Raw genomic sequence first — 26,055 nt, 5'->3', positions numbered from 1 at the left:
TCTCAAATCAGAGACAAACTGCTTTACCTTGTCCAACGCTCGTCAATAAATTCTTTATTTTTCAAGTATTTAGCCAATTGGCACAAATCTCGCTAACACATCTCCACACCCGTTCCACCCACAAAAATAACAATTCTGGAGAGACACACCATGAGTGTGATCATTGCCTTAGCAGCCCTCGCGTTGCTGATGCTGGCCGCCTACCGTGGCTACAGCGTTATCCTCTTCGCCCCGATTGCCGCGCTCGGCGCGGTCCTGCTCACCGATCCTTCCGCTGTCGCACCTGCCTTCACCGGGGTGTTCATGGAAAAAATGGTCGGCTTCATCAAGCTGTATTTTCCGGTGTTCCTGCTCGGCGCCGTGTTCGGCAAATTGATCGAGCTGTCGGGTTTCTCCCGGTCGATCGTGGCAGCAGCGATTCGCCTGCTCGGCACTCGCCAGGCCATGCTGGTGATCGTGCTGGTTTGCGCGTTGCTCACCTACGGCGGCGTATCGTTGTTCGTGGTGGTGTTTGCGGTGTATCCGTTTGCTGCCGAGATGTTCCGCCAGAGCAACATCCCCAAACGGCTGATCCCGGCGACCATCGCCCTTGGCGCGTTTTCCTTCACCATGGACGCCCTGCCCGGCACCCCGCAGATTCAGAACATCATTCCCAGCACGTTCTTCAATACCACCGCATGGGCCGCGCCGTGGCTGGGTGTGATCGGCACGATTTTCGTGTTCTGCGCCGGCATGCTGTTCCTGCAGCGTCAGCGCAACAAGGCGCAGCGCACGGGTGAGGGCTACGGCACCGAGCTGCGCAACGAGCCGGAAACCGCCGAAGACCTGAAGCTGCCCAACCCGTGGATTGCACTGTCGCCGCTACTGGCGGTGGGCATCATGAACCTCCTGTTCACCCAGTGGATTCCGCAGTGGTACGGCAAGACCCACAGCCTAGCGCTGCCGGGCATGGCCACGCCGGTCACCACCGAAATTGCCAAGCTCACCGCAATCTGGGCGGTGCAGGCGGCGTTGCTGGTCGGCATTCTGATGGTGTTGGCATTTGGCTTTCAGGCGATTCGCAGCAAGCTCGCCGAAGGCAGCAAGAGTGCGGTCAGCGGCGCACTGCTGGCGGCGATGAACACCGCGTCCGAATACGGTTTTGGCGCAGTGATCGCCTCGTTGCCGGGCTTTCTGGTACTGGCGGACTGGCTCAAGCAAATTCCAAATCCACTGGTCAACGAAGCCATCACCGTAACCCTTTTGGCCGGCATTACCGGCTCGGCATCGGGCGGCATGAGCATTGCCCTGGCGGCGATGTCCGAGCAGTTCATCAGCGCAGCCAACGCTGCAAACATTCCGCTGGAAGTGCTGCACCGCGTAGCCGCCATGGCCAGCGGCGGCATGGACACCCTTCCGCACAACGGCGCGGTGATCACTCTGCTGGCGGTGACCGGACTGACCCACCGCGAAGCCTATAAAGACATTTTCTGTATTACGCTGATCAAGACCCTGGCGGTTTTCGTAGTGATCGGCACTTTCTACGCCACTGGCATTGTGTGAGGTATTCATGACGACTCTTTCCGGCAAGACCGCACTGGTGACCGGCTCCACCAGCGGCATCGGTCTGGGCATCGCGCTGAGCCTGGCCAAGGCTGGGGCCAATCTGATTCTCAACGGTTTTGGCGATGCGTCGGCAGTGATTGCCGAAGTCGGCCAGTTTGGTGGCAAGGTCGGCCACCATCCGGCGGACGTCAGTGACCCCGCGCAGATTGCCGAGATGATCGCCTACGCCGAGCGCGAGTTTGGTGGTGTGGATATTCTGGTCAATAACGCCGGCATCCAGCATGTCGCGGCGGTGGAAGAGTTTCCGGTCGAGCGCTGGGATTCGATCATTGCCATCAACCTGTCCTCGGTGTTCCACAGCACCCGCCTGAGCCTGCCGGGCATGCGCCGCAAAAACTGGGGACGGATCATCAATATCGCCTCGGTGCACGGCCAGGTCGGTTCGACCGGCAAAGCCGCTTACGTGGCCGCCAAGCACGGTGTGATCGGCCTGACCAAAGTGGTCGGCCTGGAAACCGCGACCAGCAACGTCACCTGCAACGCCATCTGCCCCGGCTGGGTGCTGACGCCGCTGGTGCAGAAGCAGATCGACGATCGTGCCGCCAAGGGTGTCGATCCGCAGCAGGCGCAACATGATCTGCTGGCCGAGAAACAACCGTCGCTGGAATTCGTTACGCCACAGCATCTGGGCGAACTGGTGTTGTTTCTGTGCAGCGAGGCTGGCAGTCAGGTGCGTGGTGCGGCGTGGAATATCGATGGCGGCTGGCTCGCGCAATAACCTGAGCGAGCTTGCTCGCGAATACGGAGTGTCAGTTAGAGAGTTTTTGACTGACGCAGCGCTTTCGCGAGCAAGTTCACTCCCACAGGGTCAACAAGCCAGGCTGCTTATTTGAATTCGATAAAAAGAGGCAAGCAATGTCCGACATCCTCTGGCAACCCGACGCCAATCGTATCGCCCAATCACGCATGGATGCGTTTCGCCGTGCCATCAATCAACGCCACGATCTGAACATCGGCGACTACCCTGCCCTGCACCAATGGAGCATCGAGCAGCGTGCGGATTTCTGGCAGGCGCTTGTCGATTTTTTCGATATTCGCTTTCACACCCAGCCCGACGCGGTACTGCACGAAGGCGCGCAGATGCCCAATGCCGAGTGGTTTCCCGGCGCGACCCTGAACTTCGCCGAACACCTGCTGCGCCGCCGCGACGACGCCGTGGCGGTGATCAGCGTGGAGGAGAACGGCCAGCGCGAGCAATTGACCTGGGCCGAACTGGCCGAGCACGTCGCCGGTTTTCAAGCGAGCCTGCAGGCGGCCGGGGTGGGCCTCGGTGATCGTGTCGCGGCGTGTATGCCCAACACCTGGCAGACGCTGGTGGCGATGCTCGCGACCACCAGCCTCGGGGCGATCTGGTCGTGCTCATCGCCCGACTTCGGTACCCACGGGGTCATCGATCGCTTCGGCCAGATCGAGCCGAAAGCGCTGCTGACCTGCGCGGGCTATCGCTATGCCGGCAAGATCCTCGACCAGACAGACAAGATCAACGGCATCCTCGAACAGCTGCCGACGCTCAAACAGTTGATCATCGTCCCGTTCGCCCAGCCGCAAGCACACGCCGAAATGTACCGGACACAGGCTGAAGTGAGTTTGTGGGATGACTTCTACGCAGCCGGCGGCGAAGCGCATTTCGTCCCGGTGCCATTCAACCATCCGCTGTACGTGCTGTATTCCAGCGGCACCACCGGCGTACCGAAGTGCATCGTCCACAGCACCGGCGGCGTGCTGCTGCAGCACGTCAAGGAGCACGGCCTGCATTGCGATCTCGGCCCCGGCGACCGGCTGTTCTACTACACAACGTGCGGCTGGATGATGTGGAACTGGCTGGTCTCGGCGCTTGCGGTCGGCAGCGCGGTGGTGCTCTACGATGGCTCACCGTTTTACCCGGACCACCAGCGTTTGCTCGACTTGATCGACGATGAGCGCATCAGCGTGTTCGGCACCAGCCCGAAGTATCTGGCCACCCTGGAAAACAGCGGTGCCCGCCCTCGCGACAGCCATGATCTGGGCAGCCTGAAAACCCTGCTGTGCACCGGCTCGGCGCTGTCGCCGCAGAGCTATGACTATGTTTACCGCGACGTTAAAAGCGATGTGTGTCTGGCGTCGATGTCCGGCGGCACCGATATCGTCTCTTGCTTCGTCAATGGCAATCCGCTGTCAGCGGTACGGCGTGGTGAAATCATGGGCAAGAGCCTGGGCATGGCGGTCGAGGTGTGGAGCGACGCCGGCCAGGCGGTGATCGGCGAGAAAGGCGAACTGGTCTGCACCCGGCATTTTCCGGCCATGCCGACCGGTTTATGGAATGACCCGGACGGCACGAAACTGCGCCAGTCGTATTTCAGCCTGTTTCCCGGAGTTTGGGCACAGGGCGATTACGCCGAACAATTGCCACACGGCGCGATGTTGATACACGGGCGTTCGGATGCTGTGCTGAACCCCGGCGGCGTGCGCATCGGCACGGCGGAGATCTACCGTCAGGTCGAGAAGCTCAGCGACGTACTGGACAGCGTCGCCATCGGCCAGCAGTGGCAGGATGACGTAAGGGTCGTGTTGTTCGTGCGATTGCGCGAAGGACTGCAACTGGATGACGCGCTCGAACAGCGCATCCGCCAGGTGATCCGCGCCAATACCACACCAAGGCATGTACCGGCGAAGATCGTTGCGGTGACCGATATTCCGCGCACCATCAGCGGCAAGATCGTCGAACTGGCGGTGCGCGAAATGGTGCATGGGCGGCCGGTGAAGAATACCGATGCGCTGGCCAATCCCGAGGCGCTTGCCCAGTTTCGGGGTCGGCCGGAACTGGATTTCTGAACCTTGCGCTGGCAGCCGCACACCAAAACGCGGGTGCCAGCCTGTTGGTCAATCCATCAAGCCCCACTCTCCCGAAACTGAGCCCGCGTTATTGACGGGTTCATCCGCCAGCTTCAAGCGCAGCTTCAGATTGTTCGCCGAATCTGCATTTTTCAGCGCTTCGTCTGCACTGATTGCGCCTTCCATCACCAGCGCAAACAGTGCCGCGTCGAAGGTCTGCATGCCCAGCTCGGCGGACTTTTCCATCATCGGCTTGAGCTCCTCCAACTGCCCGCGCCGAACCAGATCAGCGATAGTCGGCGTCCCCAACAGCACCTCGACCGCTGCCCGGCGCTGCCCATCGACGCCGCGTACCAAGCGCTGCGAAACAAAGGCGCGCAAATTATTGCCGAGTGCGTGCAACAGCTGCGGTCGCCGCTCTTCGGGGAACAGGTTAATGATCCGGTCCAGCGCCTGATTGGCATTGGTGGCATGCAACGTCGACAACACCAGATGCCCGGTGTCGGCAAACGCCAAGGCATGCTCCATGGTTTCGCGGTCGCGGATTTCCCCGATCAGCACCACATCCGGGGCTTGGCGCAGGGTATTTTTCAATGCCGCGTGAAAACTGCGAGTATCGACGCCGACCTCACGCTGGTTGACGATCGAGCGCTGATGCCGATGGATGTACTCGATCGGGTCTTCGATGGTGACAATGTGCCCGGTACTATGGCGGTTGCGATGATCGATGAGTGCGGCCAGAGAGGTCGATTTACCCGAGTTGGTCGCCCCGACGAACAGAATCAGCCCGTGCTTGAGCATGATGGTGTCGAGCAGCACTGGCGGCAATTTCAGGTCGGCGAACCTCGGTATATCGAGTTTGACGTTACGAATGACGATCGACACGTCGTTGCGCTGCTTGAAAATGTTCACCCGAAAGCGGCCGATGCCCGTTCGGGAAATTGCCAGGTTCATTTCAAGATCCCGGTCGAACTCCCGTTGCTGCTCGGCGTCCATCAGTGAGGCGGCGATCGCGGCGGTTTCGCCGAGTTTGAACGGCTGTTCGCCCAACGCGACGAGCACGCCGTCGATCCGCGCGCTGGGCGGTGCGCCTGTAGAAAGAAACAGGTCTGAGCCGTTTTTATTGGACAAAATTGATAACAGTGCATCGATTTCCATGGCAAAAATCACCCGCGAAGCATTCAATGAACAGAAATTGGCCTGCACCTGACGCACGCCTGTTTGCAACAATGATAGACGCCGTCTCACCGAACTACGCTCAGGACCGATGTAATGAACGCTGTACCGATTCCCGATGACGCCCAGGCACTGCTCAGCCGTACCGACTGGAGTCGCGGCCCGCTGGGCGCTGCCGATGGCTGGCCGCAGAGCCTGCGCACCGCGGTGGACATCGTCATTCACTCGCCCATGCCCATGCTCTTGCTGTGGGGACCGCAACTGACGCAGATCTACAACAACGGGTTCGCCCTGCTCGCCGGGCAGAAGCATCCGCAGGCGTTCGGTCAGCCGACCCATGAGGTCTGGCCGGAGCTTCGCGACTTCACCGACCCGATTTACTCCGCCGTCCTGCAGGGCCAGGTGCGCACCTACAGCGAACGGCGCTTCACCTTGCAGCGTGACGGCAAGGACAGCGACTTCTGGCTTGATCTGACCTATAGCCCGATTCGCGACGAATCTGCGCAAGTCGCCGGGATTCTCGTCACCGCCATCGAAACCAATGAACGCCGACGCGTTGCGCTGGAATTGCAGCGCCGCTCCGAAGAGAGCCTGCAAGCACAACGTGAAACCGAAGAGCGCCTGCAACTGGCCTTGGCGGCGACCGACGCGGTGGGCACCTGGGACTGGAATATCGGCGAAGACCGCTTCATCGCCGACGCGCATTTCGCTCAGCTGCACGGGGTCGATCCCGCGCAGGCCCGGCAATTGCCGATCAGCGAGTACCTGCAAGGCGTGCACCCCGAAGATCGCGCCATGGTTACGCGCAGCATCAAACACTGCATCACCCACGGCACCGAATACGCCGAGGAATATCGCCTGCTGCAGCCTGACGGCGAGGTACGCTGGGTGTTTGCGCGCGGGCGCTGCTACAAGGATCACCATGGCCGGCCGACGCGGTTCCTCGGCGCCGCGCTGGACCTGACCGAGCGCAAGCACACCGAACAGGCATTGCGGCAGAGTCAGACCGAGCTGCAACTGATCATCAACGCCATGCCGATCCTGATCAGCTACGTCGATCGCGAAGAACGCTTCCGCTTGAACAACGCGGCTTATCTGGACTGGTACGGCCTCACGCCACAGGAGCTGTACGGGAGAACGATCCGCGAGGTGATTGGTGAGGAGGCGTATTTCCTGCGCCTGCCGTACATTGCCGAAGCGCTGGCCGGCCGGCCGTGTTCCTTCAGCCTGTACACCCCGCACCGCGATGGCAGCAGCCGCCACGCGTTGATGAATTATCTGCCGCGGTATGGCGCCGACGGCGCGGTCAACGGTTTCTATATCTTTGTGATCGACGAAACCGAGCGCAAGAAAACCGAAGAGGCTCTGCGCAATCTCAACGAAACCCTTGAAGAACGCGTCAGTGCCCGCACCGAGCAACTGGCCCAGGCCAATCAGCGCTTGCAGAGCGAAATGTTCGAACGCGAGCGTGCTGAAGATGCGTTGCGCCATGCGCAGAAAATGGAAGCTGTCGGTCAGCTCACCGGCGGCATCGCCCACGACTTCAACAACATGCTCACCGGGATCATCGGCAGTCTCGACCTGATGCAGCGCTACATCGCCAACGGCCGCGCCGACGAGATCGGGCGTTTCACCGAAGCGGCGGTGTCTTCGGCCAATCGCGCGGCGGCACTGACTCACCGCTTGCTGGCGTTCTCGCGGCGCCAGTCGCTCGACCGCAAAACCCTCGACGTCAATGTGCTGGTGCTATCGCTGGAGGATCTGATCCGCCGGACCAAGGGCGATCCGATCGAACTCAAACTGCAACTGGCCAACGATGTGTGGCCGGTCAGCACTGACGTCAGCCAACTGGAAAACGCCCTGCTCAATCTGGTGATCAACGCCCGCGATGCGATGCCCGATGGCGGCCAGTTGCTGATCGAAACTGCCAACGTCTATCTCGACGGCAGTGACATCACCACGCTGGAACCGGTCAAGGCTGGCGATTATCTAATGCTCGCAGTCAGCGATAACGGTACCGGCATGACGCCCTCGGTACGCTCGAAAGCCTTCGATCCGTTTTTCACCACCAAGCCGATCGGCCAGGGCACCGGACTCGGTTTGTCGATGATTTATGGTTTTGCCCAGCAATCGGGCGGGCATGTCAGCCTCGACAGTTTGCCGGGCCAGGGGACGTCGGTGCGTTTGTATCTGCCGCGCTTGCATGGCGTCGAGGCACAAAACGCCACGCAACCGGCCGTTGAACAAACGCCGACCATCGCCACCGGTGAAACCGTGATGGTGGTCGAAGACGATCCGGCAGTGCGCATGCTGGTGCTCGATCTGCTCCGGGAATTGGGTTATCAGACCTACGAAGCCGTCGACGCGAAGACCGCCCTGCCTCTGCTTGAGTCTAGCCGGCGCGTGGACCTGCTGGTCACCGACGTCGGCCTGCCGGGCATGAACGGTCGGCAATTGGCGGAGATTGCCCGACAGCATCGGCCGGGCCTGAAGGTGCTGTTCATGACCGGTTATGCACAGAAAGCCGCCGAGCGCCAAGGCTTTCTGGAAGACGGCATGGACATGGTCGCCAAACCGTTCGCAGTCGAGTTGCTGGCCAGCAAGATCCGCACGATGACCAGCCAAACCCTGTGACTTGAGGCATAATCCGCGCCCCGCCGTCACCCCGTTATCAGGACCGCCCGATGAAAGCCCAAGCCCGCCACATTCTGGTGAAAACCGCCGAAGAGGCCGAACAGCTCAAACAACGCATCGCCAAGGGTGAGGCGTTCGATGTGCTGGCGAAGAAATTTTCCACCTGCCCGTCCGGCAAACGCGGCGGCGATCTGGGCGAAGTGCGCCCGGGGCAGATGGTCGGTGCAATTGATGCGGTGATCTTCAAAAAACCACTGCGCACCGTGCATGGGCCGATCAAGAGCAAGTTTGGTTATCACCTGGTGCAGGTGTTTTACCGGGATTAGCGGGTTGGCTTCCCGGCCCCATCGCGAGCAGGCTCACTCCTGCAATTTGCAACGCATTCCACCTGGAGCGAGCCTGCTGGCGATCAATTGCGCAGCAAGCGGCCATTCAACGACTATTTGGGAATCAACGCCCCCGGCACCTGAATCACCCGACTCGCCAGCAGATGCCCCGCCTGCGCCGCTTCCGCAGGACTGCCACCGGACAAACGACTGGCCAGATACGCCGCACTGAACGAGTCCCCCGCCGCCGTGGTATCCACCACTTTTTCGACCTTCTGCGCCGGCACTTCGAACGCCTCACCGTCACAGCGAATCAGACAAGCTTCCGCCCCACGCTTGAGCACCACTTCCGGCGTGCCGATCTGTGCGTACGCGGCAAACACTTCAGCGCAGTCCGGGAAGCCGAACAGCGCCTGCTCGTCATCCACCGTCAATAACGCCAGATCAACGTAAGGCAAAATACTGCGATACGCCGCTCGCGCCTCTTCGACAGAAGCCCATAGCCGCGGCCGATAGTTGTTGTCGAAGACGATGCGCGCATCGTTTTGCCGCGCATTGATCAAGGTTTCGATCAGCCTCTCCCGGCCCTTTGCGCCGAGTACAGCGAGCGTAATACCGCTGAAATACAGCACGTCATAATCGGGCAACGCCGCCAGCACCGGTTCGGCGGCCGGTGTGGTGAAGCACTCGCGGACCGCGGCTTCGTTGCGCCAATAAAGGAAACGTCGCTCACCGTTGGCGTCGGTCTGAATGCAATACAAACCGGGCAAACGGCCAGGCAGGCGCTGGACCAGATCGAGGCCGATGCCTTCGCCGGCCCAGATCCGGCACATGGCATCGCTGAAACTGTCGTCGCCCAATGCGGTGACGTAGTCGACTTGTGCCTGACTGCCCATGGCGCGGGACAGGTACACCGCGGTATTCAGGGTATCGCCGCCGAAGCTTTGCAGCAGGCTGCCATCAGCGCGCTGCTGCAGTTCGATCATGCATTCGCCGATCAGGGCGATGCGCGGGGTGTTTGGGCCCAGAGGACTTAAGGTGTTCATGGTGGTGTCTCTGATGATTCGGCGGTGTTTGTGCCGCCGTCATCGCGAGCAGGCTCACTCCTACAATTGGAATGCATTTCAAATGTAGGAGTGAGCCTGCTCGCGATTGGCTGCGACTCGGTCTGAAGGCTTAGAAACAGGTCTCCATGCTCTCGATCACCGTCAACTGCTCATCCACCAGCAACCCCACCCGCCACTTGTCGAACGTCAGGCACGGATGCGACGTGCCAAAGGAAACGATATCGCCCACGCGCAATTCAACACCCGGCGCCACCGTCATGAAGGCGTGCTGATCCATCACCGCGGTCACTTTGCAGCCAGTCACGTCATCGCCTGAGGCGGGCACGGCACCGGCCTTGTAGCGCAGCAATGGCACTGGCAATCCGGCGTCGAAGGCCACATCACGCTTGCCCAGTGCGATCACCGCAAAACCCGGTTCCGGCAATGACTGCACGTGCGCCCAGACTTCCAGTGCCGGGCGCAAGCCTTCGTGCAGATCGCTGCGCCGGTCGAGGACGCAGCACTGCGCGTCCTTGTAGATGCCGTGATCGTGAGCGACGTAACTGCCCGGGCGCAGCACGCTGAGAAAGCGCCCAGCAGCGTTTTGCGTCTCGAACGATTCGGCAATCAAGTCGTACCACGCCGAGCCGGACGCAGTGATGATCGGCCTGGCAACGGCAAAACCGCCGCTGTCCTGCAACTGTACGGCCAGGCGTACCAACGAGGCGGCGAACTCGCGGATGCCGCTGACGGCGTGGTCGCCATGGATCACCCCTTCGTAACCTTCGATACCGGTCAGGGCCAGCGCCGGTTGCGCGTTGATCGCCTTGGCCAGTTCGATGACTTCCTGCTCGCTGCGGCAACCGCAGCGTCCGCCGACGACGCCGTACTCGATCATCACGTTGAGCTTGAGCCCGCGCGAGGCAAAGTACGCGCCAAGGTCAGCGACGTTATCCGGGTGATCGACCATGCAGTGGAATTCAAACGCCGGATCGGCGAGCAAGTCGGCGATCAGCGCCATGTTCGGTGTACCGACCAGTTGGTTGGCCATCAGCACCCGGCGCACGCCATGGGCATAGGCGGCGCGGGTCTGGGTCGCGCTGGCGAGGGTGATGCCCCACGCACCGGCATCGAGCTGTCGCTTGAACAGCGCCGGGGTCATGCTGGTCTTGCCGTGGGGCGCCAGTTCGGCGCCGCTGTCGCTGACGAACTTCTGCATCCAGCGAATGTTGTGCTCCAGTGCCTGGCGGTGCAGCACCAGCGCGGGCAGGCTGACGTCGCGCACCAGCTGCGCGCCGATGGCCGCGTCGCCCTTTTGCACAGCACGATTGTTGGCAGTCGTCATGTCGAACTCCTCATTGTCACGGCCGCAGGCAGCCGCGTTTATTCGTTGATGCGCCGGGCGAGACTGTTGGCGCTCTCGATCAGTACCCGGCGATAGTCGTCGTAATGGGTTTTCGCGTCGGCCCGTGGCGCGACGATGCACAAGGTACAAATCGCTACGCCTTGCGGGTTTTTGACCGGCGCGGCGAAGCAATGGGTGAAGGTGTCGGCGACACTGTCGAAGGAGAAGAAACCGTCGATGCCGGCCTGACGGATCTCCGCCAGAAAGCGCTCTAGCGGCAGACGTTCGCCGTCGGGCAGGATGTAGTCGTCTTCGTCGATCAGATCGATGATCTGCTGGTCGCTCAGGTGCGCCAGCAGCAGACGCCCCGAGGCTGTCCACGGGATCGGCGCGTTCTCGCCGATGTCGGAGGAAATACGGAAATGCCGCTCGCCTTCCTTCATCAGCGCCACCGTGTATTTGCGCCCGTTGAGCAGGCACATCTGCGCGGTTTCGCGGGTCTGGCGGACGATTTCCTGCAAGGCGTGATCGGCCTCGCGGCTGAGGTCGAAATGGCGCAGGTGCGCCTGGCCGAGGAAATACAGCTGGCGGCCGAGATAGACATGACCGTCCTTGCCCACCGGTTCCAGGATGCGCCGTTCGAGTAACGAGGCAACCAGCTCGTAGACCGTTGATTTCGGGCTGCCGATGCCGTTGGCAATGTCGTTCGGGCGCAGCGGCTGGCCGATTTCCTTGAGGAAATCGAGGATATCGAACGCCCGGTCCAGACCGCGAGCCCGGCGCTTGATGGTGTCTTCGGTCATATCAGTGGTTCCCATTCAAAGTCGCCGGATGGTAACTGGCCCTTGGTGTCGTGTCAGCGGTATTGCTGCCCTCCCCCCCGCCCTCTCCCGGAGGGAGAGGGAGCCTGATCGTATCGATGCACATGTTGTGGTGAGCCGACAAAACCTGCATCGACAGCGATCAGTCCCCTCTCCCTCCGGGAGAGGGCTAGGGTGAGGGGAAGCCATCACTCAGGCCTTCTTCCTGTACGCGATGCAATCAATCTCAACCTTGCAATCGACCATCATGCTCGCCTGCACACAAGCCCGCGCCGGGGCGTGTTCGGGTTTGAAATATTCGCCGAAGACCTTGTTGAAGCTGCTGAAATCGCGCGGATCGTCCAGCCACACACCGACCCGCACCACATCCTCCAGGCCATAACCCGCCTCTTCAAGAATCGCGATCAGGTTTTTCATGGTCTGGTGAGTCTGTTCGACGATGCCACCAACAATGATCTCGCCCTCCACCGCTGGCACCTGTCCGGAGACGTGCAGCCAGCCATCCGCTTCGACTGCGCGCGCGAAGGGACGTGGCTGTCCGCCGGCGGCAGTGCTGCCGGTGCCATAACGAGTAATGCTCATGGGTGTTTCTCCTGATTACCAAACAAAAATTAGAACCGCGTGTTTTTCAGAAACTCGGCCAGACGCGGTGATTGCGGGCGCTCGAACAGTTCCTTGGGAGGCCCCTGCTCTTCGATTCGCCCCTGATTCATGAAAACAATCTTGTCCGACACCTCGAAGGCAAACCGCATCTCGTGGGTCACCAGCAACATGGTCATGCCGTCCTCGGCCAGGCCCTTGATCACGTTGAGCACTTCGCCGACCAGCTCCGGGTCGAGCGCCGAGGTGACTTCGTCGAACAGCATCAGGCTGGGGTTCATCGCAATCGCCCGGGCAATCGCCACGCGCTGTTGCTGACCGCCGGACAACTGGCCGGGAAAGTGATTGCGCCGCTCCAGCAGGCCGACGCGCTCCAGCCATTTCTCGGCGAGCACCACGGCTTCGTCTTTGTGCATCTTTTTCACCTTGAGCAAGCCCAGGGTGACGTTCTGCAATGCGGTCAGATGCGGGAACAGATTGAATTGCTGGAACGCCATGCCGGTCATCGCGCGATGCCGGGCGATGACTTTTTCCGCGTGACGTACGCGCTTGCCGTTGACCTCGTCATAGCCGATGGATTCACCGTCGAGCAGAATCTGCCCACCCTGAAATTCCTCGAGCATGTTCACGCAGCGCAGCAACGTGGTCTTGCCCGAACCACTGGAACCGATCAGCGTTACCACGTTGCCGCGCTGCATGCTCAGGTCGACACCTTTGAGCACTTCGACCGCGCCGTACTGTTTGTGCAGGCCGCGAATGTCCAGCAGCGCCTGATTCTGTGGGGAAACTTGAGCTTGAGTCATGGCAGGGCCACCCGCTTTTCAATGTGCCGGCCGAGTAATTCGATGCCGAAGTTGATGACGAAGAACAGAAAACCGGCGAACAGATAAAACTCCAGGGTCATGAAGTTCCGGGCGATGACCTGCTGCGTGCTGAGCAGCAATTCAGCCACGCCGATCACCGAGAGCAAGGTTGAAGCCTTGACGATTTCCGTGGACGAGTTGACCCAGGTTGGCAAAATCTGCCGCAATGCCTGAGGCAACAGCACGTAACCGAGGGATTGGTAAAACGTCAGACCGATGGCTTTGCCCGCTTCCATCTGCCCGCGTGGCAACGCTTGCAGCGCGCCGCGGACAATCTCGGCGACGTGCGAGCCGCAAAACAGCGTCAGACCCAAGGCGCCGGCCTGAAAGGCACTGATCTGCCAACCCAGCGCCGGCGCCATGTAGAAGCAAGCCAATACCAATACAAACACAGGTGTGCCGCGAATCAGATCGACGTAAAAACGAAATGGCGCACGCATCCACAAGCGCCCGTAAGTCAGCACCAATCCGGCGACAACGCCGAGCAAGGTGCCGAGCACAATCGCCAGCGCCGACACTTGCACACTGGTCAGAAAACCTTGGAAAAGCGGCTCTCGGGCAACCCACAATTCATGCAACCAATTAGGTGATTCGTACATCGCAAGCTCCTATCGGCGGATCGCCAGACGCTGCTCCAGGTACCGCAGCAGCATGGCAATGAGGTAACAGGCCGCGACATACAACGCCGTGGTCACCAGCCAGGTTTCGATCACCCGGTAGCTTTCGACGTTGATCTTGCGTGCGTAATAAGTCAGCTCCGGCACCGCAATCGCAGCCGCCAGCGAAGTGTCCTTGAACAGCGAAATGAAGTTGTTCGACAGCGCCGGCAAGACGTTGCGCAGCATCACCGGCACGGTGACGTAGGCCTTGACCTGCCACTCGCCCAGCCCGATCGCCAGCCCGGCTTCGCGCTGGCCTTTGGGAATACTCAGCAAGCCACCGCGGAAGACTTCGGTCAGATACGCGCCGGCATACAGCGACAGCGTGATGATGAACGATGGAATCTTGTCCAGCCGGATGCCGAGGCTCGGCAAGGCAAAGTAGATCAACAGGATCAACACCAGAATCGGCGTATTGCGTACCACCGTGACGTACACCGAGGCCAGCACCCGCAAGGCGCGATGCTTCGACAGCAAGGCAAACGCCATCAGCAGGCCGATCACGCAGCCGATGGCGATGGACACCAGCGCCAGTTGCAAGCCCAGACCGAGCCCCGCCAGCAAGGTGTCGAAATCGCGCCACACGGCGGCAAAGTTCAACTGATAGTTCATGGTCAGCAGTACCTTGAGCGAGGCGATGGCGATCGCCCCGCTCTCACGGGATCATTTGAATTCGACAGGGAAACCGATGGCCGGCGACGGCAGATCTACACCGAACCACTGCTTGAACGACGCGGCGTAGGTCGGGAATTCAACCCCGGTCATGGCTTCATGCAAAGCGGTATTGACGAAGTTCAACCAGTCCTGATCGCCGCGTTTGACGGCGCAGGCGTAGGTCTGCGGGCTCCAGGCGTAAGCCGGGCTGCGATAGCGGCCAGGGTTCTGCACCGTCAGGTATTTGACCGAAGACTGGTCGGTGGCAGCCGCGTCGGCGCGACCGGAGTTCACTGCCTGATACATCAGATCGACGCTGTCGTACTGATCGACCTTGGCCTTGGGCAATGCCTGATGCACCAGTTCCTCGGCGTAGACGTTTTGCAGCACAGCAACGGTAACGTCGTCGCCCGCCGCTTGCAGGTCTTCGATTTCCTTGTACTTGCTGTTGTTCGGCAACAACAGACCAACCCCTTCGCGGTAATACGGCAGGGTGAACGCCACTTGCTGCGCGCGGCTGGCAGTGACGGTGATGAACTGACAGCTCATGTCGACCTTGTCGGTGAGCAGGTTGGGGATTCGTGCATCGGACGACTGCACGACAAACTCGACCTTGCTCGGGTCGTTGAAAAGACCTTTGGCCACCATCCTGGCGATGTCGATATCGAAACCCTGCAACTTGCCGTCCGCGCCTTGAAAGTGCCACGGCGCATTGGTGCTGCCCGTGCCGACAATCAATTTGCCGCGAGCCAGCACACTGTCGAGCTTGCTCTCGGCAGCCTGGGCCAGGCCCATCACGGTTGATGAAGCTGCAAGAACGAAAACACACGCTTTGAACAACGAAGGACGGCGATGCATGGCAAGCACTCCAGAATGGTGTTTATTCCGCTATACCGGAACACGGTTTGTTACTACGGAATAGACAGCAGAAAGTGTGCCACAGCCTTGGTCAGAAATCTGCGTGGGGTTTAAAGGTTTTTAGAATCAAGGGGATGCAATAACAATATTGCTTGAGGGTGGCGAACTGAAGGGAGCGGTTGTGCTACCGAACGCTACTGCAGGCGGGTTTCAGGTTCCCAAATGGGGTGGGGTTGGGCGAATTTGGTGCATCTAACGAAGAGTCAGAATTGCAATCAGCGTTTAGCAGCAGCCTCATATACATCGCCCCCGGCTCTTTTGCCGATGGCGATCACTGTGACAATCAGCACCTCGTCGCTCACCCTATAAACCAGCCGATAGCCGGCGCTTTGAAGTTTGATTTTGTATGCATTGCCCAAGCCTGTCAGACGAGCCGAGGGAATGTGTGGATTCAACAGTCTTTCCGCAAGCTTTTTCTTGAACTTCTCCTTCACAACTGAGCCAAGCTTCATCCACTCCTTCCAGGCTTTTTCCGAAAACTCCAGCTCATAAGTCATCTATGGAGACCCTGATCGTTGGGTCGTTTTCCCGCTCCTTGCACAGCGCAATCAGCTCCAGATCATCCAGACGCGTCATCATCGCCTCATACTCTTTGGCAGGAATGCAATAAAACGCTGGCTGATTTCGGTTAAGGATTGCGACCGAATGCCCCCCACCTGCTGCTACCGTTCCCATCGGATCTTTTTTCAATTCAGAAATACTCGCTACAACGTTGGAGAGGACGATATGTGCCATCAAGATGCTCCTCGGCGTACTTTAAGAAGTACCAAAAATAGCACCCCGAGAAGCGGTTGACTTGATGCATCGAGCCTAACACGTCATTTCATTCATCATTTCTGCCTTGGATGTCAGTGCGCTCTACCCTTTTCGTGGGATAAATCCGAGACTTCATGCCAGCACCTGTAATTTCTGACAGTAGACGTCCTCACATACCCTCCTTTAACGTCGCCAGACCTCACCGTCGTTGAAAAGGAGCCTTCAATGAGCGCATCCACCCCTGCGGCAACGCTGGCACCGGTTTATCGCAAAGCCCTGAAAACCTGGCGCCCGGTCATCCTGTATTTTGCCAACGAGCATTGCCCCGCGTGCGAATGGGCTGGTCCTGTTTTTCGTCAGACAGCCGAACCCTACCGCCACCGTGCCAACGTTTACATGCTCGACACCAGCCAGACGCCGCGCCATCCGTTGGTCACCGGTACGCCCACGGTGCTGTTCTATCGCAACGGCAAATTGCAGAAAAAGCTCAAGGGCATCGGCACTGAAGAAACGCTTGCAGAAGATTTCGCACGGTACGTTGGCAAGACCAAAGCGCCTGCCGCACTGGGGCGCAAGTCCGAGCATGATCTGGTCTGGTTGCGTCGAGCGCTGCGGTCGTTATGCATGGTCGGCCGTGCCAGCCACCGTGTACGCGGATAAGCTGGCGGCTTGTTCGCGCTGGGCGTCACTGACCAACGCTCACACAGACAGGAATTGGACAACTGTCCATCCGGCTGCTTTGCTCTTGAGCGAATACGCAGCGCTACAGCCCTTCAGGCGCGTGGCCGCTGCAAACAAAACGAGCAGCAGGACGAGCATGTTCGAGAGCATAGAAGCGCAGGCATTGAAGGAAAGCGCGTCGGCGCCGTTGAGAAGCGAGTTTCTTCAGCGCGAATTCGAGCGGCTGAAAACCTTCAGCCTGCTGATTTACGTCGTCAGCATTTTCATGTGGCTGTTGTTCGACCTGATCGTCAGTTTCATGGGCGGACAAGGCTTCACCTGGCGCTCGATGGTCTTTCTTGGCGTCTTCGGTGTGTTGACGCTGGTGCTCGGGTTTACTCGCAAAGCCGCGCATTTCGATGTGCTGACCGTGTTGTTGGTCCTGGGCCTGACGGTCGGGGTGCGAATGATCGTCGATGGCCTGCCGCCTGCGGTGCACAGTTCGTGGCTGATGCTCGCCGCTGCGAGCCTGCTGTACAGCGTTTCGGTGTTGCCGTTGCGGCGCTGGGCGTTTTTTGCCGTGCAGGTGGTTATCTGGCTGGTGCTTAACCCGTTCCTCGGTACCAGCACCGAACTGAGCGAACTGCGCGGCGTACTGACCGCCTGTTACAGCGTGTTCCTCTGCGCGCTGACCCTGTACGCGTTTTTAAAGTTTCGCGAGGCGCGGTTCAGCAACTACATCATGTCCAGATTGCTGCTGGATCAGGCGTACAACGACCCACTGACGCAAATTCCCAACCGTCGCGCGTTCATGACGCACGCGCAGCAGCGCCTGCAAGCGATTCCGCGCGAATACGACCACTTTCTGATGATGATCGACATCGACAATTTCAAGAAGGTCAACGACACCTGCGGCCATGACATCGGTGACGAAGTGCTCAAGCGCATCGCTGCCGATATCAAAACCGTGATGGCTGAATTCGACTATGCGCGCCTGGGGGTGAAGAGTTTGCGATCTATCTGCCGGCCGTGCGCCGCGAAGACGCTGCCGGGCTTGCCGCCGAGCTGTGCCGGTTGGTTCGTGAACAGCCTGCCGAGCATCCGGTCACGATCAGCATCGGCATTACCCGGGTTGAAGAAGGCGACACGTTGAATCAGGCGTTGATCAAGGCTGATGCGGCGTTGTATGAGTCCAAGCATACCGGTAAGGACCGGTACACCTTTCATTCATGAAGCTGCGTCGCTTGACTGATCGCCATCGCTGGCAGGCCAGCTCCCACAGGGATGCGTGAGGCATTCGATCTGAAGCAAACACAAAACCTGTGGGAGCCAGCCTGCTGGCGATGGCGGAGTGTCAGGCAATGACCATCACAATCATGCCGCAGCGCGCTCCAGCAACACTCGCGTGACCCGTCGTTCTTCCACTGCTTTCACCGTCAATTGCCAGCCTTCATACGCCAGCCGGTCGCCCTTCATCGGCAAGCGATCCAGCAAACTCATCACCAGGCCAGCCATGGTTTGGTAATCCTCGGTCGGCTCGGCGGCGAACCCGGTTCGTTGGCGCACTCGAGCCAGTGGCAAAGCGCCGCTGACCAGATAGCCGCCCTGCTCCTCCAGCACGTCCGGCCCTTCGATTTCGCTGGCGTCGGGCAACTCGCCGGCAATCGATTCGAGAATGTCGGTCATGGTCAGCACACCGACAAAATCACCGAACTCGTTGACCACAAACGCAATGTGCGTCGAGGCCGCGCGCATCTGTTCCAGCGCGTTGAGGATCGAATAGCTGTCAAGCAGGTTGACGGTCTGGCGGGCCAGTTGCTCAAGGTTTGGCTCGGCGCCGGCCAGATAGTCCTTGAGCAGTTCCTTTTTGTGCACAAAGCCCAACGGCTCATCCACCGCGCCGTTGCGTATCAACGGCAGGCGAGAGTAGGACGAATGCATCAACTTCGTGCGAATCGTCTCCGCGTCATCGGCCAAATCAATGGCGTCGACGTCGGCACGCACCGTCATCAACTGGCGAATGGGTCGCTCGGCCAGTTGCAGCACGCCGCTGATCATCACCCGCTCGCGACGGTCGAACAGCTCTGAACTCGGCGCGTCACCGTTGTCGAGCAGATCGGAGATTTCTTCACCGACCTCTTCCGCGGCCAGGGTGCGACCGCCGAGCAAGCGCATCACCGCGTGGGCCGTGCGCTCGCGCAACGGGCGCACGCCCTGCATCGAGCGTTTGCGGCGCGCCCGGGCAATCTGGTTGAACACCTCGATCAGGATCGAGAAACCGATGGCCGCATACAGGTAACCCTTCGGAATATGAAAACCCAGACCTTCAGCGGTCAGGGCGAAACCGATCATCATCAAAAAGCCCAGGCACAGCATGATCACCGTCGGGTGCGCATTGACGAAGCGGGTCAACGGCTTGCTGGCGACGATCATCAGGCCGATGGAAATGATCACCGCGATCATCATCACCGCCAGTTCATCGACCATGCCCACCGCCGTAATCACCGCATCGAGGGAGAACACCGCGTCCAGCACCACGATCTGCGCAACGATCGGCCAGAACAGCGCGTACGCCGCGTTGGTGGTGCGTTCACCGACATGACCTTCCAGCCGCTCATGCAACTCCATCGTCGCCTTGAACAGCAGGAACACGCCGCCAAACAGCATGATCAGATCACGCCCGGAGAAGCTTTTGCCGAACACTTCGAACAGCGGCTGCGTCAGCGTGACAAGCCAGGAAATGCTCGCCAGCAAGCCCAGACGCATGATCAGCGCCAGCGACAGGCCGATGATTCGCGCGCGGTCGCGCTGATGCGGCGGCAGTTTGTCCGCGAGAATCGCAATGAACACCAGGTTGTCGATACCCAGCACCAGTTCCAGCACGATCAATGTCAACAAGCCCAGCCAGGCTGTGGGATCCGCTAACCATTCCATAAAACGTCTCGATCTCTCTCAGTGAATTCAGGCTGCCGGACACGACAAAGCGCAACGCGAAGGCTCAAGAGCCGCATTGGCAAAGATAGTCGGAAGTCGAAAAACCGGATGCTGCGCGAGCATCAAGACCGCGCCGTGGCGCGAGGAGACGGGATAACTGGGGGGCTCCGAGAGGGTGTTCATGCAAATCCTGAATGAAAAATGGCCTTGGAGCGTACCGCCTCAAGACACATTTTCCCCAGTGGCAAATTATTTCAAGATCTGTACGAATGGGCCTGACGGCAGTTCCGTTCGCGAGCACTCTCGAAACGCGATCGTCAATGCACAGCAAGATCATCGATGTGCCGATAGTCGGCCCCCAGCGCTTCGGCAAGCACCTGCGCACGTCCCAGGCGAATCGGTCCACGCTCGATATCAATTAGCAATCCCGGGCAATCCAGCACCGGCAGCCCGGAACATTGCTTCAAACGCCCGTCGGTCACCACGAGCAATCGCTGCTGTTCGGCGGGGAAACGCTTGCGCCGTTGCACCAGCCATTGCTGCGCCTGCTGCAACGCCGCGAGCAACGGCGTGCCACCACCGGCTCCCAACGCTTGCAGCCACGCTTGCAGACCGCTGGACGCTTTGAGTCCCTGCACTTGCCATTTCGGCGTCGAACCACTGGCGGTCAACAAAGCGAGCCGCGCGCGTTGGCGGTAGGCGTCGTCGAACACTTGTGCGAGCAGACCTTTGGCATCGCTCAGCGCCTGATGGCGTCGGGTCGAAGCGGAGGCATCGACAATCACCAGCCACAACTCATGCGGCGAGCGGGTACGCAGCTGAAAAAGCAGGTCTCCACGCAGTCGTGGCCGTCCTTTTATCAACGTGCCCGGCCAGTTCACCGAGCCATTCCTGGCGCCGTGACGCTTGCCTTGGCGTCCATTGTCGAGCCGTCCGGCGCGGGGTCTGGCATTCGCCCCCGCGTCGGATCGGGGGCGAATGCCTAGGGCTTTTTTGGCCAGGCGGGCACTTCTCGTCGAGTGCCGGTGGCGAGCGCCGGTGCCGGCATATCGCCCCACTGGCCCTGCCCTTCGCTCGCGTTGCTTTGCGCCTGATTCGGCGCCTGTGGCGGTTGTTGTGGCTGTTGCTGCTGTTGCTGCTGTTGCGGGTTCGGCGGCGCCGACGGTTCGCGACGTCGATGGCGCAGGGCAAACTCGGCCACGGCGTCGATATCTTCCTCGCCAATCTGCGTCGCCCCACGCCATGCCGCGTGCGCGCGGGCTGCGCGCAACCACACCAGATCGGCGCGCAAGCCATCCACGCCGGCGGCGAAACAGCGCTCGGTAATCTGCGCCAGCGCGGCATCGTCCAGTTCGATGCCGGTCAATGCGATGCGCGCACGCTCACAGCGCCCACGCAGGCTTTGTTGCGCGATGGCCCATTGCGCACAAAAGGCCTGCGGATCGCTGTCGAAATCCAGCCGCCGACGAATGATCTGGCCGCGCTCGGTCGGTTGCGTATGGCCGCTGAGCGCGACGTTCAGACCAAAGCGGTCGAGCAGCTGCGGGCGCAACTCGCCTTCTTCCGGGTTCATCGTGCCGATCAGGACAAATTTCGCCGAATGACGATGGGAAATCCCGTCGCGTTCGATCAGGTTGGTGCCGCTGGCGGCGACATCGAGCAGCAGATCGACCAGGTGATCGGGCAACAGATTGACTTCATCGACGTAGAGCACGCCGCCGTCAGCCTTGGCCAGCACGCCGGGGGAAAACTGCGCGCGACCGTCGCTCAGGGCGGCGTCGAGATCGAGGGTGCCGACCAGGCGCTCTTCAGTCGCGCCCAGTGGCAAAGTGACGAACTGGCCGCTGGCGAGCAGGTCCGCAAGGCCGCGGGCCAGGGTCGATTTGGCCATGCCGCGCGGACCTTCGATCAGCACGCCGCCGATTTTCGGATCGATGGCGGTGAGGCACAGGGCGAGCTTGAGATCATCGGCGCCGACCACGGCGGAGAGGGGGAAATGTGGGGTGTCGGTCATGTGTGGGTTCTCTGGCGTGGTCGTTGGTGGTCTTCAATATTCTGGTGTGTCAGGTGAAGCCCCTCACCCTAGCCCTCTCCCAGAGGGAGAGGGAACTGATTCGGGTGTTCTTCAATGTTGCGGGGTGTCAGGTAAAAGGCCCTCACCCTAGCCCTCTCCCGGAGGGAGAGGGAACTGATTCGCGTGTTCTTCAATGTTGCGGGGTGTCAGGTAAAGTCCCTCACCCTAGCCCTCTCCCGGAGGGAGAGGGGACTGATCGGGGTGATCTCTCTAATTGCGCCGATCTAATATTTCGAATCGAATACACGCCTCGAACACGACGGAGATCGGCCCCCTCTCCCTCCGGGAGAGGGCTGGGGTGAGGGTTGGCTTTTGGAGGCGCTACCCATCTTCCTCGATATCCAGCAACAAATTCTCCAGCGCTTCTTTATAAGCCCCCGGCTCCTGCCACATGCCGCGCTGCTGCGCTTCGAGCATGCGTTCGGTCATGTCTCGCAAGGCATGCGGATTGTGCTCGCGGACAAACGCCCGAGTCTGCGGATCAAGCAGATAAGCGTCGGCCAGCAACGCATATTGATGATCGTCGATCAACTGCGTGGTCGCGTCGAAGGCAAACAGATTATCGACCGTCGCGGCCATCTCGAACGCGCCTTTATAGCCGTGACGCTTGACCCCGTCGATCCACTTCGGATTCGCCGCCCGTGAGCGGATCACCCGGTTCAGCTCTTCTTTCAGCGTGCGGATTTTCGGCAAATCGGGTTGGCTATGATCGCCGTGATAACTCGCCGCCGCTTCGCCGCGCAGGCTTTCCACGGCGGCGAGCATGCCGCCCTGGAACTGGTAGTAATCGTTGGAATCGAGCAAGTCATGCTCGCGATTGTCCTGATTTTGCAGCACCGCCTGCACCTGACTCAGGCGCTGGACGAACTGCTCGCGTGCAGCGGTCCCCTCGTCGGCGCCGCCATAGGCGTAAGCGCCCCAGTTCAGATAAACCTCGGCGAGGTCTTCGCGGCTCTGCCACAGGCGACCGTCGACAGCGCCCTGCACGCCAGCGCCGTAAGCACCGGGTTTGGCGCCGAAAATGCGCCAGCCGGCCTGACGCCGCGCGGTGTCTTCGTCGACGCCGGTCTGACGCAGCGCTTCGCGCTCGGCGCGCACTTTGGCGGCCAGCGGATTGAGGTCATCCGGCTCGTCCAGCGCCGCGACCGCTTGCACCGCGGCGTCGAACAAGCGAATCAGGTTGGCAAACGCATCGCGGAAAAATCCCGAGACGCGCAACGTCACATCGACGCGCGGGCGGTCGAGCAGGCTCAGCGGCAGAATCTCGAAATCATCGACACGCTGACTGCCGGTGGCCCACACCGGGCGTACCCCCATCAACGCCATGGCCTGGGCGATGTCGTCGCCGCCAGTGCGCATGGTGGCGGTGCCCCAGACTGACAGGCCGAGCTGCCGCAGGTGATCGCCATGATCCTGCAAATGCCGCTCGAGGATCAGCGTCGCCGACTGGAAACCGATACGCCACGCGGTGGTGGTCGGCAGGTTGCGCACATCCACCGAATAGAAATTGCGCCCGGTCGGCAGCACGTCGAGGCGCCCGCGACTGGGCGCGCCACTCGGGCCGGCGGGCACGAAACGGCCGCTGAGAGCGTCGAGCAGACCGCGCATTTCTGCCGGGCCGCAGGCGTCGAGGCGTGGGGCGATGACCTCGCGCAAATGCTCAATGATTGCCCCAACGTCAGCCCACCCCGGTCCCTGTGGGAGCGAGCCTGCTCGCGAAAGCGGTGTGTCAGTTGACTTGATGTTGGCTGATCCACTGCTATCGCGAGCAGGCGAAGGCCTACAGGAGATTTGCAGGGATTGGGCGATCAGGTCGGTGGCAAATAATTCCAGGCGTTCGCGAGTGTCGCCGGCGGTGCGCCAGGCTTCATTGGTGACGATTTGCAGGCGGTCCGGGCGCGGGCCGGTCCATGGCTCGGCCAGAGCGCAATCCAGTGGATCGAAACCTAGTTCAAACGCTTTTGCCACCGCACGCAACAGGCTCGATTGCGCGCCCTTGCCGTCACCGCGCGGAATCCGCAGCAAGGCCAGCAAGGTATCGATGCGCAAATGCCCGCTCGGCGACTCGCCGAAGATATGCAGGCCATCGCGAATTTGCGACTCCTTCAAATCACACAGATACGTATCCAGACGCGGCAACCAGATCGCCGCGTCGGCATCACTGTCCAGCGCGGCGTCGAGTTGCAGCTCGCGGTCGATCTGCGTATCGCGCACCAGTTGCAGAATGTCGCGCTGCAATTCACGGGCGCGGCGCGGGTCGAGCAACTGCGCTTCGTAATACTCGTCGGCGAGCAGTTCCAGATTGCGCAACGGACCGTAGGTTTCGGCGCGGGTCAGCGGTGGCATCAGGTGGTCAATGATTACCGCTTGCGTACGCCGTTTGGCCTGGGCGCCCTCGCCCGGGTCATTGACAATGAACGGATAGATATTCGGCAGCGGCCCGAGCAGCGCGTCCGGCCAGCAGTTCTCCGACAGGCCGACGCCCTTGCCTGGCAGCCATTCGAGGTTGCCGTGCTTGCCGACATGGATCACCCCGTGGGCGCCATAGGTGTTGCGCAGCCAGAAATAGAACGCCAGATAGCCGTGCGGCGGAACCAGGTCCGGGTCGTGATAGACCGCACTCGCGTCCACCTGATAACCGCGCGCAGGCTGAATGCCGACCAAGGTCAGACCGAAACGCAGCCCGGCGATCATCATGCGTCCGTCGCGGCACATCGGGTCGTTGTGCGGCGCGCCCCAACGGGCGATCACGGCGGCGCGGTTGGATTCAGGCAGTGCATCGAACATCGCCAGATAAGCGTCCATCGCCAGGCTTTGCTGGCATGGGCGCAGGTCAATCGTCTCGAGATCGTTGCTGACGCCGCCGAGCAATTGCTGGATCAACTCGCTGCCGCTGCCTGGCAAATCGGCTGACACCGGATAGCCCTCAGCCTGCAACGCACGCAGGATATTCAGCGCGGCCGCTGGCGTGTCGAGGCCGACACCGTTGCCGATGCGCCCGTCGCGGGTCGGGTAGTTGGCGAGAATCAGCGCGATGCGCTTTTCGCTGTTCGGTACCCGCGCCAGATCAGTCCAGCGCCGCGCCAGTTCAGCAACAAAATCCATGCGATCGGGTTGTGCGCGATAACACACCACATCCGATTGGCTGCGCTCGCTGCGCCAGGCCAGATCCTTGAAGCTGATCGGCCGACTGATGATGCGCCCGTCAAGTTCCGGCAAGGCTATGTGCATGGCCAGATCGCGCGGGCCCAGGCCTTGCTCGCTGTCGCGCCAGCCGGGCTCGTTGTCCTGGGCGCAGATCGCCTGGATCACCGGAATATTGCGGCGAAACGGCCGCAGGTGCGGCGCTTCGGGACTGGACTGGGCAAAACCGGTGGTATTGAGGATCACCCCGGCCTCGCCTTCGTCCAGCCAATCCTCGACCACCGTCAGGCAGCCGGGTTCTTTCAGGCTGGCGACGGCGATGGGCAGCGGATTGAGCCCCGCAGCCTGCAGGCGCTGGCAAAACACATCGATGAACCCAGTGTTGGCCGCTTGCAAGTGCGAGCGGTAAAACAGCAACGCCGCGACCGGTTGCGCGGGCCGCCATTCGGCTTGCCAGTCACTCAGCGTCGCGGTGGTTTTGTTGGGATGGTAAATCGCCGTGCGCGGCAAGGTTTGCGGCTCGCCCCACGGGTAATCGCGGGCGAACCAGCGATTGCCCAGGCAGCGGAAAAAATCCAGCGCATTGCCGAGGCCACCCTGACGCAGAAACTGCCACAGACGGTCACGATCCACCGCGCTGACGGTGCTCAGGTCGCTGAGTTCCGGGTCAGGACGATCGTCGCCGGGCACCAGAATCACCTGCACGCCGCGCTCGGACAATTCCACCAGACGCTCGACGCCATACCGCCAATAGGCGATGCCGCCGTGCAGCGAAATCAGAATCAGCTTGGCATGGCGCAACACTTCGTCGACGTACAGATCGACCGAGGCGTGATTCTGCACCTGCATCGGGTTGGCCAGACGCAGGCTCGGGTAGTCTTGCGGCAACCGCTGCGCCGCTTCGGCGAGCAGCGCGAGGCTGGAATCGCCGCTGCACAGGATCACCAACTCGGCGGGCGTCTGGCCAAGGTCGGCAATGTTGTCATCCGAAACGAAACCGCCGGGCTGGGTCCTGAGCAGGTGCATGGC

General features: G+C 60.7%; 21 protein-coding genes and 1 pseudogene. 7 read left to right on the top strand and 15 right to left on the bottom strand.

Features of this window, described 5'->3' with window-relative positions:
- Positions 1-150 precede the first annotated feature (150 nt).
- The 3 genes from BLU52_RS11205 (at position 151) to BLU52_RS11195 (ending at position 4,416) form a co-directional block, all read left to right on the top strand.
- Positions 151-1,542: a GntP family permease gene (locus BLU52_RS11205; RefSeq protein ID WP_090283242.1), complete on the top strand. Its 1,392-nt coding sequence runs from the start codon at positions 151-153 to the stop codon at positions 1,540-1,542.
- 7 nt (positions 1,543-1,549) lie between these two features.
- Positions 1,550-2,323 (top strand): 3-hydroxybutyrate dehydrogenase, encoded by a 774-nt coding sequence (gene hbdH / locus BLU52_RS11200; RefSeq protein ID WP_090283241.1) that lies wholly within the window; start codon positions 1,550-1,552, stop codon positions 2,321-2,323.
- Between the two features lie 137 nt (positions 2,324-2,460).
- Complete coding sequence (locus BLU52_RS11195) at positions 2,461-4,416, top strand: acetoacetate--CoA ligase (RefSeq protein WP_090283240.1); 1,956 nt, start codon at positions 2,461-2,463, stop codon at positions 4,414-4,416.
- A gap of 48 nt (positions 4,417-4,464) precedes the next feature.
- Here the strand turns inward: BLU52_RS11195 and BLU52_RS11190 are convergent, their stop codons facing one another.
- Complete coding sequence (locus BLU52_RS11190; RefSeq protein ID WP_090288510.1) at positions 4,465-5,574, bottom strand: PilT/PilU family type 4a pilus ATPase; 1,110 nt, start codon at positions 5,572-5,574, stop codon at positions 4,465-4,467.
- A 114-nt stretch (positions 5,575-5,688) separates the two neighbouring features.
- On the opposite strand from BLU52_RS11190, the gene BLU52_RS11185 reads away from it, so the two are divergent.
- Positions 5,689-8,226 carry a PAS domain-containing hybrid sensor histidine kinase/response regulator gene (locus BLU52_RS11185; RefSeq protein ID WP_090283239.1) on the top strand — a complete coding sequence of 846 codons (2,538 nt, stop codon included), beginning with the start codon at positions 5,689-5,691 and terminating at the stop codon, positions 8,224-8,226.
- Positions 8,227-8,276: 50 nt separating this feature from the next.
- On the top strand, positions 8,277-8,552 hold the full coding sequence (locus BLU52_RS11180; protein WP_007912322.1) for a peptidylprolyl isomerase: 276 nt from the start codon (positions 8,277-8,279) through the stop codon (positions 8,550-8,552).
- 113 nt (positions 8,553-8,665) lie between these two features.
- On the opposite strand, the gene BLU52_RS11175 is transcribed toward BLU52_RS11180, so the two are convergent.
- The 10 genes from BLU52_RS11175 to BLU52_RS11130 all read right to left on the bottom strand — a co-directional run bounded on the left by BLU52_RS11175 (position 8,666) and on the right by BLU52_RS11130 (position 16,193).
- The gene (locus BLU52_RS11175) at positions 8,666-9,598 is read right to left on the bottom strand and encodes a sugar kinase (RefSeq protein WP_090283238.1); all 933 of its coding nucleotides are present in this window, start codon (positions 9,596-9,598) and stop codon (positions 8,666-8,668) included.
- A gap of 130 nt (positions 9,599-9,728) precedes the next feature.
- Positions 9,729-10,943, bottom strand: a complete 1,215-nt coding sequence (locus BLU52_RS11170; protein ID WP_090283237.1) for an amino acid deaminase — start codon at positions 10,941-10,943, stop codon at positions 9,729-9,731.
- Between the two features lie 38 nt (positions 10,944-10,981).
- The gene (locus tag BLU52_RS11165) at positions 10,982-11,746 is read right to left on the bottom strand and encodes an IclR family transcriptional regulator (protein WP_090283236.1); all 765 of its coding nucleotides are present in this window, start codon (positions 11,744-11,746) and stop codon (positions 10,982-10,984) included.
- A 210-nt stretch (positions 11,747-11,956) separates the two neighbouring features.
- Positions 11,957-12,346, bottom strand: coding sequence for a RidA family protein (locus BLU52_RS11160; RefSeq protein WP_090283235.1), 390 nt, complete (start codon positions 12,344-12,346; stop codon positions 11,957-11,959).
- 29 nt (positions 12,347-12,375) lie between these two features.
- Entirely contained in the window at positions 12,376-13,167 is a 792-nt protein-coding gene (locus BLU52_RS11155; RefSeq protein WP_090283234.1) for an amino acid ABC transporter ATP-binding protein, read from the bottom strand.
- Positions 13,164-13,826, bottom strand: a complete 663-nt coding sequence (locus BLU52_RS11150) for an amino acid ABC transporter permease (protein ID WP_090283233.1) — start codon at positions 13,824-13,826, stop codon at positions 13,164-13,166. The genes BLU52_RS11155 and BLU52_RS11150 overlap by 4 nt, the downstream gene beginning before the upstream one ends.
- Positions 13,827-13,835: 9 nt before the next feature.
- Positions 13,836-14,498 (bottom strand): amino acid ABC transporter permease, encoded by a 663-nt coding sequence (locus BLU52_RS11145; protein WP_024012746.1) that lies wholly within the window; start codon positions 14,496-14,498, stop codon positions 13,836-13,838.
- Positions 14,499-14,549: 51 nt separating this feature from the next.
- Entirely contained in the window at positions 14,550-15,398 is an 849-nt protein-coding gene (locus BLU52_RS11140) for a transporter substrate-binding domain-containing protein (RefSeq protein ID WP_090283232.1), read from the bottom strand.
- Between the two features lie 275 nt (positions 15,399-15,673).
- Complete coding sequence (locus tag BLU52_RS11135; RefSeq protein WP_090283231.1) at positions 15,674-15,955, bottom strand: type II toxin-antitoxin system RelE family toxin; 282 nt, start codon at positions 15,953-15,955, stop codon at positions 15,674-15,676.
- A complete protein-coding gene (locus tag BLU52_RS11130; protein ID WP_090283230.1) occupies positions 15,945-16,193 on the bottom strand; it encodes a type II toxin-antitoxin system Phd/YefM family antitoxin in 249 nt (82 codons plus the stop codon). Before BLU52_RS11130 ends, BLU52_RS11135 begins: the two co-directional genes overlap by 11 nt.
- 246 nt (positions 16,194-16,439) lie before the next feature.
- On the opposite strand from BLU52_RS11130, the gene BLU52_RS11125 reads away from it, so the two are divergent.
- Both BLU52_RS11125 and BLU52_RS11120 read left to right on the top strand, forming a co-directional pair.
- A complete protein-coding gene (locus BLU52_RS11125; protein WP_090283229.1) occupies positions 16,440-16,874 on the top strand; it encodes a thioredoxin family protein in 435 nt (144 codons plus the stop codon).
- A 157-nt stretch (positions 16,875-17,031) separates the two neighbouring features.
- Positions 17,032-18,107 (top strand): annotated as a pseudogene (locus tag BLU52_RS11120) (diguanylate cyclase domain-containing protein).
- Between the two features lie 141 nt (positions 18,108-18,248).
- Here BLU52_RS11120 and BLU52_RS11115 read toward each other — a convergent pair.
- The 4 genes from BLU52_RS11115 to cobN all read right to left on the bottom strand — a co-directional run bounded on the left by BLU52_RS11115 (position 18,249) and on the right by cobN (position 26,052).
- Positions 18,249-19,808 (bottom strand): TerC family protein, encoded by a 1,560-nt coding sequence (locus tag BLU52_RS11115; RefSeq protein WP_090283228.1) that lies wholly within the window; start codon positions 19,806-19,808, stop codon positions 18,249-18,251.
- Positions 19,809-20,125: 317 nt separating this feature from the next.
- Positions 20,126-20,866: a vWA domain-containing protein gene (locus BLU52_RS11110; protein WP_090283227.1), complete on the bottom strand. Its 741-nt coding sequence runs from the start codon at positions 20,864-20,866 to the stop codon at positions 20,126-20,128.
- Complete coding sequence (locus BLU52_RS11105) at positions 20,791-21,822, bottom strand: ATP-binding protein (RefSeq protein WP_090283226.1); 1,032 nt, start codon at positions 21,820-21,822, stop codon at positions 20,791-20,793. Before BLU52_RS11105 ends, BLU52_RS11110 begins: the two co-directional genes overlap by 76 nt.
- A 381-nt stretch (positions 21,823-22,203) precedes the next feature.
- Positions 22,204-26,052 (bottom strand): cobaltochelatase subunit CobN, encoded by a 3,849-nt coding sequence (gene cobN, locus BLU52_RS11100; protein ID WP_090283225.1) that lies wholly within the window; start codon positions 26,050-26,052, stop codon positions 22,204-22,206.
- Positions 26,053-26,055: the final 3 nt, after the last annotated feature.

The organism is Pseudomonas granadensis (assembly GCF_900105485.1).
GTDB classification, from domain to species: Bacteria; Pseudomonadota; Gammaproteobacteria; order Pseudomonadales; family Pseudomonadaceae; genus Aquipseudomonas; species Aquipseudomonas granadensis.
Note: the sequence above shows the minus strand (reverse complement) of the source record. Positions and strands in the feature narration are given on the sequence as shown.